The sequence below is a fragment of the Streptomyces sp. NPDC058685 genome (assembly GCF_042714725.1).
In the GTDB taxonomy this organism is placed as follows: Bacteria; Actinomycetota; Actinomycetes; order Streptomycetales; family Streptomycetaceae; genus Streptomyces.
The window spans coordinates 65,952-80,247 of the sequence record NZ_JBHXSL010000015.1; the positions used below are offsets into that span (position 1 = coordinate 65,952).

Consider the following 14,296-nt stretch of genomic DNA (forward strand, 5'->3'; position numbering starts at 1 on the left):
GGCTCACTCCACGAAGCTGTAGGGAGGAAGCGGTCCGGTGACCGTCAGCACGAGGTGCGGCTGCTCCACACGGAGCGCGTCGACCGCGTTCACGAAGTCGGCGCTGCGCTCGCGGTTCACCAGGAAGGAGAGGTTCGCGAGCCAGCCGACGCTCTGCGGCCCGGCGCTCGCCTCCTCACAGACGCCTTCCAGCGTCGCCCGCACCAGATCGCCGTCACGGGCCTCGCGCTGCTGGACGGCCGCCGCGATGCGCTCGCCGAGCTGGATCTTCTGCTCGTGCGTGCCACCGCCCGCGGTCCGGTTCGCCTCGGCCAGGGAGCGCAGCTCGGGGTCGTCGGCGAGTACTCGGTGCAGCACGGACTCCTCGTCGTGCGAGGCCTTCACGTTGTACTCGACCTTGCCGTCCAGAGCGCCCAGGCGCTCCAGGTAGTGCTCCTCGCGCTCGGCGAGGACGGCGGCGAGCGTCTCGTCGTCGGGTGACACTCCGCCGAACCGCAGCGGAAGGACGGAGCCGGCCTCGCCGGCCTGACGCAGGACGTTCTGGTGCGCCAGCAGATCGCGCCGCTTGGGCCTCAGGTTGTCGGGGGCGTCGCTGACCAGAGCGGCGAGCTGCCCCTGGCGGATGACCCGTACGGGCCGCGGCGGGTCACCGATACCGTCCGCCTTGTCCGGGAGGCTCGGGTGCGAGCTCCTGGCTATGCCGTAGACATAGGTACTCACTCCGTCTCCTCCTCCTTCTTGCGTGCCGCCGGGCGGCGGGTACGGGAACTGCGCGGCTTGGACTCGGTCTGGCTCTCTTCGCGCGCCTGCTGGAAGGAGTCCGAGATCGTCTGTGCGGCACCCGAGAGCGCGCCCTTGGTCTTGCCGCGGGCACCCGACTCGGTCATCTCGCCGACCAGCTCGGGCAGACCCGGGTCCTTGTGCGGTCCGGACTCCAGGTCGAGGCGGTTGCACGCCTCGGCGAAGCGCAGGTACGTGTCCACGCTGGCCACGACGACACGTATGTCGATCTTCAGGATCTCGATACCGACGAGGGAGACCCTCACGAAGGCGTCGATGACGAGTCCCCGGTCGAGAATGAGTTCCAGGACGTCGTAGAGGCCGCTCGAGCCACCACCACGTCCTTGCTGCTGCTGTGCCGGCACAACGGTCATTGCCGTCAGCCCTCCTCAATGAAGTGATGCACGGCGGCCGCCTACTTGGGGTCGGCCCTGCCGCGCTCGTATCGGCGTATGCGCCGGTATCCGCTCAGCTCGCCCTGTTCGTCGAGCGTCACCTGGTAAGTGGCCAGAAGGCTGGTCGTGGTGGGCACGCGCTCCATCTCGAGCACCTCCACCTCCAGCGACCAGCCGTCCTCCGTCCGCTCGAACGACGAGACCGATTCGGCTTCCCGGCCGGTGAGCTCCGTCAGCTGTGCGCACGCCTGGCGCAGCACATCCATCGGCCCCGGCCTGGAAGCCTCGCTCCGGCTCTTGTTGTCTGTGTTCTCTGCTGAATTCGCCATGGCTCCTCCCGACTGCGTGTTGCACGTCTGCGCCCGTCCAAACCCTGAGAAGGCACCGGTCGCGTTCTTTCGGCATGCCGTCACCACTGGTGCGGGCGAGAGTGGAGGCAACGACAGCCGCACAGGAAGGAGCCGTGATGGAACCGGTGGAGGCGCTGGACAGAGTGGCCTTTCTGCTGGAGCGCTCGCTCGCGGAGACCTACCGGGTCCGCGCCTTCCGCAACGCGGCGGCGGCTCTCGCGACGATGCCGCGGAAAGAGATCGCCGAACGGGCCGACGCGGGGACTCTGGAAGCGGTCAAGGGCATCGGCCCCAAGACCGCGAAGGTCGTCCGGGAGGCCCTCGCCGGTGGGGTGCCGACCTATCTGGAGCGCCTGGAGGAGGAGGCGTCCACGCCCCTCGCGGACGGCGGCGGCGAGCTGCGGGGCCTGCTGCGCGGCGACTGCCACGTGCACTCGGACTGGTCGGACGGCGGCAGCTCCATCGAGGAGATGGGCCGGGCGGCGATCGCGCTGGGCCACGAGTGGGTGGTGCTCACCGACCACTCGCCCCGGCTGACGGTGGCGCGGGGTCTGTCCGCCGAGCGGCTGCGCGAGCAGTTGGACGTGGTGGCCGAGCTGAACCGGCAGTGGGCGCCCTTCCGGCTCCTCACCGGCATCGAGTGCGACATCCTGCTGGACGGCTCGCTCGATCAGGAGGACGAGTTGCTGGACCGGCTCGATCTCGTGGTGGCCTCCGTCCACTCCGAACTGCGCATGGAACCGGCGAAGATGACCCCGCGCATGATCAGGGCGGTGCAGAACCCGCTGGTCGACGTGCTCGGCCACTGCACGGGCCGGCTGGTCACCGGACGGGGCCGGCCGGAGTCCCGGTTCGACGAGGTCGCGGTGTTCGACGCCTGTGCCGCGCACGGTACGGCGGTGGAGATCAACAGCAGGCCGGAGCGGCTGGATCCGCCGATGCGGCTGCTGCGGGCCGCGGTCGAGGCGGGTGTGCGGTTCGCCATCGACACGGACGCGCACGCGCCGGGCCAGCTGGACTGGCAGATCCTCGGCTGCGACCGGGCGGAACGCGCGGGCGTTCCGGCGGAGCGTGTCATCAACACCCTGAGCGCGGCCGATCTGCTCGACAGGGTGGGCTAGGTCGTGTCCGCGGGGCCAGCGGTCGTTGCCCTTCGCCGCCGAGGCGCTCAACGGGCGATCCTCGGCCGAGAACCGGCCGGGGAAGAAGTGACCGTCCGGTGCACGAGCCGTGTGTCCGCGACGACCGCGGGTACGCGAGGCGCATGACAGTCCACAAGACAAGCGTGCTCGTACTGGACTGCGCCGAACCGATGGAACTGGCGGAGTTCTACGCCGGCCTGTTCGGCGCGGAGGTTCGCGTCGGGACCGATCCCGACTTCGTGGAGATCGTCGGTCACGACGGCGTCCACATGGCCATCCACCGCGACTTCGGCTACGCACCCCCGAGCTGGCCGCGGCCCGAGGACTCCCAACAGGCCCATCTGCGCATCCTCGTGGAGCGCGGAGACATGGACGAGGCGGAGCGGGAGGCCGTGAGTCTCGGGGCGAGGCCGGTGGACACGAAGGACAACAGCGGGCCGCGCGACGTCCGTGTCTACTCCGACCCGGCGGGTCATTCGTTCTCACTGGCCGTCTCGCCACAGCCGCGCCGCAGTACGCGCCAGACGCGCAAGGACGAACTGGCGGCGATCGTCGAGACCCAACGGGGCACCGCCCCCTGACCGGCGAAGGGCCGACCGAGGACGGGCAGGGCCGGCGGCATCCGGCACACCGCCCCGGTGTCCCGCGCGACGGGCCGACCGTATGACGGTCGGCCCGTCGTCGTTGCCCGCACCCGCGCCGACGAGAAGGCGCGCGGAACCGACGGACCCAGCGGCCCGGCGCCCGTGCCGCCGAGAGCGCACTCGGCGACCGCGGGAGCCCGGACGGATCCTGCGCCGCGACGACGCTCCCCCACCTCCCTGACCAGCCGCTCAGGAGGGCTGTTCGCGGCCCGTACCGCGGTCCTTCACACCCCTGACACCACCGCGTCCCTTCCCTTCCCTTCGCTCCTCTTGGACACTCCGCCAGACCCTTCCCCCTACTCCAAGAGGGCCCATCTTCATGCCTGAACTCAATCGGCGCCGTTTTCTCCAGATCGCCGGCGCGACCGCGGGCTTCTCGGCCCTGTCGAGCAGCATCGACCGTGCGGCGGCCATCCCGGCCGGGCGCCGCTCCGGCACCATCAAGGACGTCGAGCACATCGTCGTCCTGATGCAGGAGAACCGTTCCTTCGACCACTACTTCGGCGCGCTGAAGGGAGTACGGGGATTCGGCGACCCGCGTCCGGTGACCACCGGCCCGGGAAAGTCGGTGTGGCACCAGTCGGACGGCACGAAGGAGGTGCTCCCCTACCACCCCGACGCCGAGGACCTCGGCATGCAGTTCATCGCGGGGCTCAACCACGACTGGGCGGGCGGCCACAAGGCCTGGAACAACGGCAGGTACGACCAGTGGATCCCCGCCAAGTCCGCGGGAACGATGGCCTATCTGACCCGCCAGGACATCCCGTTCCACTACGCGCTGGCCGACGCCTTCACGGTGTGCGACGCCTACCACTGCTCGTTCATCGGAGCGACCGACCCCAACCGCTACTACATGTGGTCGGGTCACACGGGCAACGACGGCAAGGGCGGCGGCCCGGTCCTCGGCAACGACGAACTCGGCTACGACTGGACGACCTACCCCGAGCGTCTCGAACGGGCCGGTGTCTCCTGGAAGATCTACCAGGACATCGGCAACGGCCTCGACGCCGGCGGCTCCTGGGGCTGGATCGAGGACGCCTACCGCGGCAACTACGGCGACAACTCGCTGCTCTACTTCAACAAGTACCGCAACGCCAAGCCCGGCGACCCGCTCTTCGACAAGGCCCGCACCGGAACGGACGTCAAGAACGGCGACGGCTACTTCGACCACCTCAAGGCCGATGTGAAGGCCGGGAAGCTGCCGCAGATCTCCTGGATCGCCGCTCCCGAGGCCTTCACCGAGCACCCGAACTGGCCCGCGAACTACGGCGCCTGGTACATCGCGCAGATCCTGGACGCGCTCACCTCCAACCCGGAGGTGTGGAGCAGGACCGCCCTGTTCATCACGTACGACGAGAACGACGGGTACTTCGACCATGTGACCCCGCCCTATCCGCCGGCCTCCGCCGCTCAGGGGCTGTCGACGGTGGACACCGCTCTCGACCGGTTCGCCGGCAACGGCAGCTACGCCGCCGGTCCCTACGGCCTCGGCCAGCGCGTTCCGATGCTCGTCGTGTCCCCGTGGAGCACGGGCGGGTTCGTCTGTTCGGAGACGTTCGACCACACCTCGATCCTCCGTTTCATGGAGGCGCGCTTCGGCGTCGCCGAGCCGAACATCTCGCCGTGGCGGCGCGCGGTCTGCGGCGACCTCACCTCGGCCTTCGACTTCGGCCTGCGCAACACCGATCCCGCCGGGCTCCCGGACACCGACGCCTACGAACCGCCGGACAACGACCGGCACCCGGACTATGTGCCGAAGCCGCCCGCCACCGCCGTGCTGCCCCGGCAGGAGAAGGGGTCGAGGCCGGCGCGTCCGCTGCCGTACGCACCGCTGGTGGACGGCGCCGCGACGCCGTCCACCGGGCGTTTCACGCTGACGTTCAGCGGTGGAGCGACGGCGGGCGCCTTCTTCCTGGTGGCCGCCGGCAACCGGACCGACGGGCCGTGGACGTACACCACGGCCGCGGGCCAGAAGCTCTCCGACACCTGGAACACCGCGTACTCCAAGGGCGCGTACGACCTCACCGTGTACGGCCCGAACGGCTTCGTGCGCGGCTTCAAGGGACCGGGCACGACGGCCGGCCCCGAGGTGACGGCCCGCCATGTGGCGGGTACCGGCTCCGTCGAACTCACCCTGACGAACGCGGGCAGCACGGCCTGCCGGCTGACGGTCACGAACGCCTACGGCGGCAGGAAGCAGACGTTCACCGTGGGGCCCGGCGGACGCGTCGTGCAGGTCGTGGACCTCACGGCCAGTAAGCGCTGGTACGACCTGACGGTGGTGTCCGACAAGCACGCGGGCTTCCTGCGGCGCTTCGCCGGTCATGTCGAGAACGGCCGCCCCGGCGTCAGCGACCCGGCGATCCTCACCGCCTGAGCCGCTGTCAGGGGCCCCCGACCGGGCCCTTCTCCTCGGGTCGCCTGTCACGGGGCCGGGGACCGTTCTCCGTTACGGCGGACGGCCCCCGGGCGGCGCACGGCAGAGGGCTTCTGGCGTGCCGACGCACCTTTTACCCCACCTTCATGATTTCTTCGGTTCATCGGTCCACCCGAGACCCGGTGCCGGAGGAGTCATCCATGCGCAGTTTCGCTGTCACGGCTGTTCTGATCGCCGCACTGGCGTCGGGTGGCTCCCTGTGGGCGGCCGAAGGCGCCGCATCCTCCAAGGACGTCGGCGACACGGCCGACGGCACCAACATCCTGGTCGTCGGGCTGGACCGCCGTACCGGCATCTCCCCCGAGGACCGCAAACGCCTTCATGTGGGCGGCAAGGAGTGCAACTGCACGGACGTGATGATGGTGGTCCACCTCGCCGAGGACGAGCGGCGGGCGACCGTGGTGTCCGTCCCCCGCGACTCCTACGTCGAGTTCGCCGACCACGACCATCCCCGTCACTCCGGAAAGATCAACGGAGCCTTCCAGCACGGCGGCGGCGACCTGGCCGTACGGACCGTGGAGAAGGCGACCGGGCTGCGGATCGACCACTATCTGGAAACCGACTTCACCGGCTTCGCCGACACCGTGGACCGGCTGGGCGGCGCCACGGTGTGTACGGACAAGACCCTGGTGGACACCGGCTCCGGGCTGCGACTCCCCAAGGGCACCCACCATGTGGACGGCAACCGGGCTCTGCGCTACGTCCGCGCCCGTCACGTCACACCGCCGGGCGATCTCGGCCGGGTACGCCGCCAGCAGCGTCTGCTGATCGAGATGGTGACCCGGCTGCGTGGCGAGGGCGCCTTCGCGAACCCGGCGTCCTCGGTGCTCACCGCCCTGGAGCTCAAGAAGGCGGTCCGCGCCGACGCGCACACCGGGCTCGACGATCTGATGCATCTCGGCCTCGCGCTCGGGCGGCTGACGGCCGAGCAGACGGAGTTCGCGACGGTGCCGATCGCGGACTTCGACCACCGCGTGCCCGACTGGGGGTCGACGCTGTTGTGGGACGAACCCCGGTCGGCGGCCCTGTGGGCGGCACTGCGCGAGGACAGGTCCATCGTCGGCGACAGGGGCATCCGGCCCAGTACGGACACCCCCGTCGAGATGGCTCCGGACTCGATCCGCGCACGGGTCGACGATCCCGCCGTGGCACGCGCTCTGCGGGCCGACGGATTCGTGGTCGAGGACGCACCGGCAAGGCCGCGGCCGCCGGGCCCGACGGTGATCACATACGACCCGCGGCGGGAGCGCTACGCGGCCTCGCTCGCCACCGCGATCCCGGGAGCCCGGCTCCGCGCCGTTCCCGGCCACGGCGAGATCTTCGACGTGCGGGTCGGCGCCCGCGCGTCGACCGTGATCAAGGTCGTCCACGACCGCAGCAGCGTGGAGGGCGCACCGGTCCACGGGAACGAACTGCGGTGCGCGCCGAAGGCCGTGAAGCCGGCCGGCTGACGAAGGCCGCGTCCTGAGCCCGACCGACAGCGGTCGCCTGCGGTCAGTCGCCCGCGGCCGGGGTGGGCGCCTTCTTCAGCACGCCGATCTTGTCGATGCGGTGCTCGGGGTTGTGCCGGTCGTCGCGCCAGAAGTTCCCGGCGGCGTCGTCCTCGGGGGTGGCACAGGTGGAGACCGTGATCATCGCCTGAGTGGGCTTCTCGCCCGGCTTCCCCGGAACGGGGGCGCGCTGCGCGGCGAGCGAGCTGTCCGAGCGGAAGGACGTCTGCCGGGTGCCGGTGATCTCGTACTCGTAGACGAGACCGTCCTCCTCGACGATCACCGAGTCACCGTTCTTGAGCGAGGGAAGGTCGCGCAGAGGTCCGCCCGCGGACAGTCGGTGCGCGGTGACCAGGTAGTTCCCGACGTCGCCGGGGCCGACGCCGCCGTTGGCTCCGTACGGGCTGGCGCCCACGCCACGGTTCTGGATGCGGGTGCCCGGCCAGTCGTCGGTCGTGCCTTCGTAGGGCACCACTCGGAGGTCCTCGAGTCCGATCGCCGGGATGGACAGCAGGGCGGTCTCGGTCCGCGGGGTGGTCCGGTCGGCGGGCTCCGCCGACGGAGTGCTCGTCGCCGGGGCTCTCACCGGCTCCTTCGCCGCGCCCGGGGCCGGGGAGGGGGGCTCGGAAGCGGTTCCTGCGGCGGGAGTCGCGGTGGCCCCGGTCCGCAGAGCGTCGGTGGTGTCGGCGGCGCCCGTCGAACAGCCGGCGAGCACCACGAGGAGTGCGCCGGCGAGGGCTGCGGGGACTGCTCGGGAGAGGTGCATGGAGTTCCCGGGGATCCGGTGGAGGGCGGCCACGGCGTGGCCTCCACTTCGAGAATAAAACGCCCGGACTCGATCAGGTGTTCCCCGTAGGGTGTCCGCCATGGCACGAGCGGTCCTGTACTGCGGCGATGTCCTCGCACCCCGCCGCGTGGACGAGCATTTTGCGGCGGAGGCGCGCGCGGTCCGTGAGCGCGGCGGCCAGGTGGCGCTGATCGACCATGACGCGCTGATCGGCGGCGACGCGGAACAGGCGGTCGCGACAGTCCCCCGTGGCCCGGCCGCGGCCTGGTACCGGGGCTGGATGATGCCGTCCGAACGGTACGGAGCGCTTGCGGAGGCCGTACGCCGGCGGGGCGGCAGCCTGGTCGTACCGCCCGCGCGGTACCGGTCCGCCCATGAGCTGCCGGGCTGGTACGGCGCGTTCTCCGGCATCACTCCCGAGAGCGTGTGGATCCCGGCCGCGCCCGGATGTGTCCCCGCGCGGGAGGACCTTGCCGCGGCTGCCGGGAAGCTCCCCGGCGGGCCGGGCATCGTGAAGGACTACGTGAAGTCCCGCAAGCACGAGTGGGACGAGGCGTGTTTCGTCCCCGACCTCGCCGACACCGCCCGGCTGACGCGGGTCGTGCGGCGCTTCGTGGATCTCCAGGGCGAGGATCTGGCCGGAGGGCTCGTCCTGCGCGCGTACGAGTCGTTCGTGCGCCCCCGGACCACCGCGACCGAGGCGCGGGTGTGGTGGCTGGACGGCGAGCCCCGCCTGGTCACGGCGCACCCCGACAGCGTCTCCCCGCGTGCTCCGGAGCCCGAGCTGGGGCATGTCCGGTCCGCGGTGCGGCGTCTCGGCTGCCGTTTCGTCACCACCGATCTCGCCCTGCGCGCCGACGGGGTGTGGCGGGTGGTGGAGGTCGGGGACGGCCAGGTGAGCGATGTCCACCGGGATGTGGCGGAGACGGCGATCGCGGACGTGCTGGTGGACGGGGCGAACGGCGCGTGAGGCGCCGTACGGGGGGCGTGGACGGGTGAGTCCGGGCTCCGCGTCCGGGGCGGCACGATGCCTCGGACCGGTCGCCGCGGTCCTTCCCGTGGACGAACTCCGGCGGCCCCGTGATCCTGGGGGTGACGGACCCGAGACCGGGATCGCCGGTCACGCCGTGAAGGTCGCTGCGCTTGACGGCGGGGCCCGACAGTGCTGGGTTTCTGTACAGAGGCCCAGTCGTCCGCGTCATCAGGAGGAACCCATGAGGATGCTCATCAATGTCCCGGAGACCGTGGTCGAGGACGCCCTCCGCGGGATGGCGGCAGCGCACCCCGAGCTGAACGTGGACGTGGAGAACCGGGTGATCGTGCGGCGGGACGCGCCGGTCGCCGGAAAGGTCGGTCTGATCTCCGGAGGCGGGTCCGGGCACGAGCCGCTGCACGGCGGATTCGTCGGTCCCGGCATGCTCTCCGCGGCGTGTCCCGGGGAGGTCTTCACCAGCCCCGTCCCGGACCAGATGGCGCGGGCCGCCTCCGCGGTCGACAGCGGCCAGGGCGTGCTGTTCATCGTGAAGAACTACACCGGTGACGTCCTCAACTTCGACATGGCCGCCGAGCTCGCCGAGGACGAGGGCGTGCAGGTCGCCAAGGTCCTGGTCAACGACGACGTGGCGGTGACCGACAGTCTGTTCACCGCGGGCCGGCGCGGTACCGGCGCGACCCTCTTCGTCGAGAAGCTCGCCGGAGCGGCCGCCGACGCGGGGATGCCGCTGGAGCGGGTGGAGTCGATCGCCCGTCAGGTCAACGAGAACTCCCGCAGCTTCGGTGTCGCGCTGACCGCCGTCACCACCCCCGCCAAGGGCACGCCGACCTTCGATCTCCCCTCGGGCGAGCTCGAACTGGGCATCGGCATCCACGGCGAGCCGGGCCGTGAGAGGCGCCCGATGATGACCTCGCGGGAGATCGCCGACTTCGCCGTCGACGCGGTTCTCGTGGACCGGCCTCCGACGGGTCCCGTGCTGGTGCTCGTCAACGGTATGGGCAGTACCCCGCTGCTGGAGCTGTACGGCTTCAACGCCGAGGTCCAGCGCGTGCTGGCGGAGCGCGGTGTGTCCGTCGCCCGTACGCTCGTCGGGAACTACGTGACCTCGCTCGACATGGCGGGCTGCTCGGTGACGCTGTGCCAGGTCGACGAGGACCTGCTGCGGCTGTGGGACGCGCCGGTGAACACCCCTGCGCTCCGCTGGGGCCGTTGAACCGGGGCCGTTGAACCGACCGGGACCGACTCACCTCAGGGAGGGCATGTGCTCGACGCCGACTTCTTCCACCGCTGGCTGACCGCGGTCGCGGTACTGGTCGACCGTGAGGCGGCGCATCTCACGGAGCTGGACTCGGCGATCGGGGACGCCGACCACGGCAGCAACCTCCAGCGCGGTTTCACGGCGGTCACCGCGACGCTGAACAAGGACGCGCCGCAGACCCCCGGGGCCGTACTGACCCTGGCCGGACGGCAGTTGATCTCCACCGTGGGCGGCGCGTCCGGACCGCTGTACGGGACGCTGCTGCGCCGCACCGGCAAAGCCCTCGGCGACGACGCCGAGGTGACTCCCGCACAGCTGGCCGAGGCACTGCGGGCAGGCGTCGCGGCCGTGGCGCAGCTCGGTGGTGCCAAGGCCGGTGACAAGACGATGCTGGACGCGCTCGAACCGGCGGTCGCGGCGCTCGGCGACACGACCGAGTCCTTCGCCGCGGCCCGCGACGCCGCGCGGGAGGGCGCCCTGGCCACGGTCCCTCTGCAGGCGCGCAAGGGCCGGGCGAGCTATCTGGGTGAGCGCAGCATCGGGCACCAGGATCCGGGAGCGACCTCGTCGGCGCTCCTGCTGGCGGCGCTCGCGGAGGTGGCGGCATGAGCGAGGGGAGCACGGTCGGGATCGTCCTCGTCTCGCACAGCAAGGAGGTGGCGGCGGCCGTCGCCGCCCTGGCCACCGGTCTGGCGGGCGGCCGGGCCGCGCCCGTCGCTCCGGCCGGCGGCACCCCCGACGGCGGTCTCGGCACCAGCTCCGAGCTGATCGCCGAGGCGGCGGCCTCGGTCGACGGAGGTGCCGGGGTGGCTGTACTCGTCGATCTGGGCAGCGCCGTCCTGACGGTCAAGGCCCTGCTCGCCGAGGGCGACGAACTCCCGGAAGCCACGCGGCTGATCGACGCGCCGTTCCTGGAGGGTGCGGTGGCCGCGGTGGTCACCGCGTCGGCGGGCGGCGACCTGGACGCGGTGGAAGCGGCGGCCACGGAGGCCTACGGCTACCGGAAGGTGTGAGCGGCGGCCTCCACGCTCCGGGAGCGTGGGGGCCGTTCGGCCCCCCAGGAGTGGCAGGGGGCGGACGGCGCTCCTAGCGTCGGTCTCGTTGTGGTGCATTTCCTACCAACGGAGACCTGACCATGCGTGCCCTATGTGTCGCGTCCCTGGCCCTCGCCGGCACCGCCGCCGCGCTGGCCCTCGGCGCCCCGGCCGCTCTCGCCGAGGACGAGGGCACCGTCACCTCGTTCGGCTTCACCGTCAGCCCCGAGGACGTCGAGCCCGGCGGCACCGTGACGCTCAACGCCACGGAGTGCGAATCCCCCACCGTCACCGCCTCGTCGGGAGTCTTCGACACCGTGACGCTCTCCGAGGGGCTCCCCGCCACCGCGACCGTCTTCGATGACGCCAAGCCGGGTGCCGAGTACGACGTGACCTTCGACTGCGAGGGCGAGAAGGGCACGACGAAACTCAGCGTCGGCGCAGGCGGGGTCCCTCACACGACTCCTTCCGCCGGGACGCACACCGGCCCCACGGACGACCTGAGCGGGCTGATGAAGCCCGGCGGTGGTGTGCAGGCCGGATCCGGCGGCAGTGTCCCCGGCCTCAGCCCGACGCAGATCGCTCTGGGTTCCCTGCTGGTCGCGGGTGCGGTCGGCGGCGGTGTCGTCCTGCTGCGCCGGCGTACCGGGGACGGCGTCTGAGCGGGGCGTCCGTGCACACCACCGCCCGGCGCAGTTCGTGGTTCACCCTCGTGTGCGTGCTGCTGCTCGGCCTGTTCTTCCTGCGCAACGGGTCGACGGAGACCGCCGGGGGGCCGCCCCGCCCCGTCGCCGCTGCCGCCGCCCCGCACCGTGCCGCAGGACCGCTGCCGCCCGCGCCCGGCCCGCTGCCGCACTCGCCGCCGAAGCGGATCAGCGTGTCCACCCTGCGGCTCGACGCCCCGGTGACCCGCGTCGGGCTAGACGACGACGGCTGGGTGGCGACACCGCCGCTGACGGACAACAACCTGACCGGCTGGTACATGGGCGCCGCCTCCCCCGGCGAGCGCGGCACCTCCGTGATGGTGGGTCATGTCGACAACGCCGCCGGGCCCGCGGTGTTCTATCTGCTGGGCTCGCTGGAGCCGGGCAATCGCGTCGAGGTCGCACGCGAGGACGGACGCACCGCGGTCTTCTCCGTCTACGGCGTCGAGATGTACTCCAAGAAGGACTTCCCCGCCGACCGCGTCTACCGGGACGGCCCGGACCCGGAACTGCGCCTGATCACCTGCGGTGGCGGCTACTCCGCGAAGACGGGGTACGACGCCAACGTGGTCGCCTTCGCCCGCCTGGTCGACGTGCACTGACTCGGATCGGCCCGCGGCCCGCACGGTGGGCCGGTGTGCAGCGCTCGTCGCCGAGCACCCTTGCCACGGCGCGAGCGCCCCGCCCAGGACGACGGTCGCCTCCTCGCCGTGACCGGCGTCGAGCGCGGCCGCCCCGCGCGGCGGACGTCGAAACGGAAAGGGTCGGTGTCGTCCCGGATCGCGGCGGGACGGTCCGTCCATCGCCTGCCGGGCGCGGGGGAGCGGGCGGGCCTGTTACGCCGCACCGGCGGAGCGGACGTCCGGGTACGGTACGCGGGCGCCGCGCGCGGGTCCCGACACCGGCAGGCAGCAAGCGCCCCCGGTCCAGCCTCCTGCCGCGCGCGTCCGGCAAGGTCCCTTGTCCGACCGTGCTGGCAGACTGGACGTATGTCCGCTCCCCGCCGGCTGTGCCCGGTCTGCCGTCGCGAGATCGCCGTCGTCGGTGGCCGTTTCGCCCGCCACGACCCCGCCGCCTCGCGCACCGCCGCCGAGCTGGTCTCCTGCCCCGGCTCGCTGCGGCAGGCGCCGTACGACCCGGCGGTCCAGCCGTCGCTCGACGGCTCCGTGGTGCCCGCCTTCCCCGGCCAGCTGCCACTGTTCTGACCGGGCGCCGCGCCTTCCGCGGCCCCCGTGCCCGCGGTGTTCCGGACCGGCCGTCCCGCGTTCCCCGGAGGTACCGCAGGACTTCGCGCGACAGCACCCCCGCTCACCGGGTAGATTGGTCTACACCAGTGATGTCCTCAGAGACAGGGATCTTCGTGGAAGTTGTCATCGTTCCGGATTCCGCCGCGGGCGGCGAGCTCATCGCCGAAGCCATGGCCGACCTGCTGCGACGCAAGCCCGACGCCCTGCTGGGGGTCGCCACGGGGTCGACCCCGCTACCGGTCTACGAAGCCCTCGCCGCCAAGGTGCGCGCCGGCGAGGTCGGCACCTCGCGGGCTCGGATCTGCCAGCTCGACGAGTACGTGGGCCTGCCGTACGGCCACCCCGAGTCGTACCGGTCGGTGGTTCTGCGCGAGGTCGTCGAACCGCTCGGACTGACCGACGATGCCTTCATGGGCCCCGACGGCACCGCCGAGGACGTCGCCGCCGCCTGCACCGCCTACGACCGGGCGCTCGCCGAGGCCGGCGGGGTCGATCTCCAACTGCTCGGCATCGGCACGGACGGGCACATCGGCTTCAACGAGCCGTGCTCCTCGCTCGCCTCGCGCACGCGGATCAAGACGCTCACGCAGCAGACCCGGCAGGACAACGCCCGGTTCTTCAGCGGTCTCGACGAGGTCCCGCACCATGTGATCACCCAGGGCATCGGCACCATCCTGGAGGCCCGCCACCTGGTCCTGCTGGCCACCGGCGAGGCCAAGGCCGACGCGGTCGCGCTCGCCGTCGAGGGCCCGCTGTCGGCCCTGGTCCCCGCCTCCGCGCTGCAACTGCATCCGCACGCCACGGTGGTGGTCGACGAGGCGGCGGCGTCCCGGCTGAAGCTCGGCGACTACTTCCGCGCGACCTACGCCGCCAAGCCCGCCTGGCAGGGGCTCTAGGGGGACTCGGCGCTCCTGTCGTTCGGATATCGCCCGCAGATCCGAACGTACAGTCGGCCGCTCTGTCCGACGACTCACAATATTGTCCCGTTCAGAACATATTCTGCTCCGAACGGCCCTTATCCGCCCCCGAGTTGA

16 protein-coding genes are annotated in these 14,296 nt (G+C 71.5%); 12 read left to right on the forward strand and 4 right to left on the reverse strand.

The annotated features are described in order from the left end of the window. Positions 1-3 precede the first annotated feature (3 nt). Genes ACFWU3_RS15590 through ACFWU3_RS15600 form a run of 3 tightly spaced genes read right to left on the reverse strand, consistent with a single transcriptional unit; the run spans position 4 to position 1,504 of the window. Positions 4-720, reverse strand: a complete 717-nt coding sequence (locus ACFWU3_RS15590) for a GvpL/GvpF family gas vesicle protein (protein ID WP_327685591.1) — start codon at positions 718-720, stop codon at positions 4-6. Continuing rightward, the gene (locus ACFWU3_RS15595; protein WP_384436737.1) at positions 717-1,154 is read right to left on the reverse strand and encodes a gas vesicle structural protein GvpA; all 438 of its coding nucleotides are present in this window, start codon (positions 1,152-1,154) and stop codon (positions 717-719) included. The genes ACFWU3_RS15590 and ACFWU3_RS15595 overlap by 4 nt, the downstream gene beginning before the upstream one ends. A 41-nt stretch (positions 1,155-1,195) precedes the next feature. Next, positions 1,196-1,504 (reverse strand): gas vesicle protein, encoded by a 309-nt coding sequence (locus ACFWU3_RS15600; protein WP_313947921.1) that lies wholly within the window; start codon positions 1,502-1,504, stop codon positions 1,196-1,198. A gap of 137 nt (positions 1,505-1,641) precedes the next feature. On the opposite strand from ACFWU3_RS15600, the gene ACFWU3_RS15605 reads away from it, so the two are divergent. The 4 genes from ACFWU3_RS15605 (at position 1,642) to ACFWU3_RS15620 (ending at position 7,199) form a co-directional block, all read left to right on the forward strand. Further along, positions 1,642-2,646, forward strand: a complete 1,005-nt coding sequence (locus tag ACFWU3_RS15605; protein WP_384436740.1) for a PHP domain-containing protein — start codon at positions 1,642-1,644, stop codon at positions 2,644-2,646. 143 nt (positions 2,647-2,789) lie between these two features. Further along, the gene (locus tag ACFWU3_RS15610) at positions 2,790-3,248 is read left to right on the forward strand and encodes a VOC family protein (protein WP_384436743.1); all 459 of its coding nucleotides are present in this window, start codon (positions 2,790-2,792) and stop codon (positions 3,246-3,248) included. Positions 3,249-3,630: 382 nt separating this feature from the next. Further along, a complete protein-coding gene (locus ACFWU3_RS15615; protein ID WP_384436745.1) occupies positions 3,631-5,688 on the forward strand; it encodes a phosphocholine-specific phospholipase C in 2,058 nt (685 codons plus the stop codon). A gap of 200 nt (positions 5,689-5,888) precedes the next feature. Next, positions 5,889-7,199 carry an LCP family protein gene (locus tag ACFWU3_RS15620; RefSeq protein ID WP_384436747.1) on the forward strand — a complete coding sequence of 437 codons (1,311 nt, stop codon included), beginning with the start codon at positions 5,889-5,891 and terminating at the stop codon, positions 7,197-7,199. A 43-nt stretch (positions 7,200-7,242) separates the two neighbouring features. Here the strand turns inward: ACFWU3_RS15620 and ACFWU3_RS15625 are convergent, their stop codons facing one another. Beyond that, positions 7,243-8,004 carry a sortase domain-bontaining protein gene (locus ACFWU3_RS15625; protein WP_384436914.1) on the reverse strand — a complete coding sequence of 254 codons (762 nt, stop codon included), beginning with the start codon at positions 8,002-8,004 and terminating at the stop codon, positions 7,243-7,245. 100 nt (positions 8,005-8,104) lie between these two features. Between ACFWU3_RS15625 and ACFWU3_RS15630 the strand changes: the two genes are divergently transcribed. The 8 genes from ACFWU3_RS15630 (at position 8,105) to nagB (ending at position 14,158) form a co-directional block, all read left to right on the forward strand. Then, a complete protein-coding gene (locus ACFWU3_RS15630; RefSeq protein WP_384436749.1) occupies positions 8,105-8,995 on the forward strand; it encodes an ATP-grasp domain-containing protein in 891 nt (296 codons plus the stop codon). Between the two features lie 244 nt (positions 8,996-9,239). Next, positions 9,240-10,232, forward strand: a complete 993-nt coding sequence (gene dhaK, locus ACFWU3_RS15635; protein WP_384436752.1) for a dihydroxyacetone kinase subunit DhaK — start codon at positions 9,240-9,242, stop codon at positions 10,230-10,232. 48 nt (positions 10,233-10,280) lie between these two features. After that, positions 10,281-10,886, forward strand: a complete 606-nt coding sequence (gene dhaL, locus ACFWU3_RS15640) for a dihydroxyacetone kinase subunit DhaL (protein ID WP_313947912.1) — start codon at positions 10,281-10,283, stop codon at positions 10,884-10,886. After that, the gene (locus tag ACFWU3_RS15645; RefSeq protein ID WP_384436756.1) at positions 10,883-11,290 is read left to right on the forward strand and encodes a PTS-dependent dihydroxyacetone kinase phosphotransferase subunit DhaM; all 408 of its coding nucleotides are present in this window, start codon (positions 10,883-10,885) and stop codon (positions 11,288-11,290) included. Before dhaL ends, ACFWU3_RS15645 begins: the two co-directional genes overlap by 4 nt. 122 nt (positions 11,291-11,412) lie before the next feature. After that, the gene (locus ACFWU3_RS15650; RefSeq protein ID WP_384436759.1) at positions 11,413-11,973 is read left to right on the forward strand and encodes a hypothetical protein; all 561 of its coding nucleotides are present in this window, start codon (positions 11,413-11,415) and stop codon (positions 11,971-11,973) included. An 11-nt stretch (positions 11,974-11,984) separates the two neighbouring features. Beyond that, entirely contained in the window at positions 11,985-12,617 is a 633-nt protein-coding gene (locus ACFWU3_RS15655) for a class F sortase (protein ID WP_384436762.1), read from the forward strand. Positions 12,618-13,004: 387 nt separating this feature from the next. Beyond that, entirely contained in the window at positions 13,005-13,220 is a 216-nt protein-coding gene (locus tag ACFWU3_RS15660; RefSeq protein ID WP_313947907.1) for a hypothetical protein, read from the forward strand. A 155-nt stretch (positions 13,221-13,375) separates the two neighbouring features. Continuing rightward, the gene (nagB, locus tag ACFWU3_RS15665) at positions 13,376-14,158 is read left to right on the forward strand and encodes a glucosamine-6-phosphate deaminase (protein WP_384436765.1); all 783 of its coding nucleotides are present in this window, start codon (positions 13,376-13,378) and stop codon (positions 14,156-14,158) included. Positions 14,159-14,296: the final 138 nt, after the last annotated feature.

Excerpts from the sequence above, each read along its gene's own strand:
- ACFWU3_RS15595 (WP_384436737.1), bottom strand. The coding sequence starts at position 1,154 with ATGACCGTTGTGCCGGCACAGCAGCAGCAAGGACGTGGTGGTGGCTCG.
- ACFWU3_RS15600 (WP_313947921.1), bottom strand. The coding sequence starts at position 1,504 with ATGGCGAATTCAGCAGAGAACACAGACAACAAGAGCCGGAGCGAGGCT.
- ACFWU3_RS15605 (WP_384436740.1), top strand. The coding sequence starts at position 1,642 with ATGGAACCGGTGGAGGCGCTGGACAGAGTGGCCTTTCTGCTGGAGCGC.
- ACFWU3_RS15610 (WP_384436743.1), top strand. The coding sequence starts at position 2,790 with ATGACAGTCCACAAGACAAGCGTGCTCGTACTGGACTGCGCCGAACCG.
- ACFWU3_RS15615 (WP_384436745.1), top strand. The coding sequence starts at position 3,631 with ATGCCTGAACTCAATCGGCGCCGTTTTCTCCAGATCGCCGGCGCGACC.
- ACFWU3_RS15620 (WP_384436747.1), top strand. The coding sequence starts at position 5,889 with ATGCGCAGTTTCGCTGTCACGGCTGTTCTGATCGCCGCACTGGCGTCG.
- ACFWU3_RS15625 (WP_384436914.1), bottom strand. The coding sequence starts at position 8,004 with ATGCACCTCTCCCGAGCAGTCCCCGCAGCCCTCGCCGGCGCACTCCTC.
- ACFWU3_RS15630 (WP_384436749.1), top strand. The coding sequence starts at position 8,105 with ATGGCACGAGCGGTCCTGTACTGCGGCGATGTCCTCGCACCCCGCCGC.
- dhaK (WP_384436752.1), top strand. The coding sequence starts at position 9,240 with ATGAGGATGCTCATCAATGTCCCGGAGACCGTGGTCGAGGACGCCCTC.
- ACFWU3_RS15645 (WP_384436756.1), top strand. The coding sequence starts at position 10,883 with ATGAGCGAGGGGAGCACGGTCGGGATCGTCCTCGTCTCGCACAGCAAG.
- ACFWU3_RS15650 (WP_384436759.1), top strand. The coding sequence starts at position 11,413 with ATGCGTGCCCTATGTGTCGCGTCCCTGGCCCTCGCCGGCACCGCCGCC.
- ACFWU3_RS15660 (WP_313947907.1), top strand. The coding sequence starts at position 13,005 with ATGTCCGCTCCCCGCCGGCTGTGCCCGGTCTGCCGTCGCGAGATCGCC.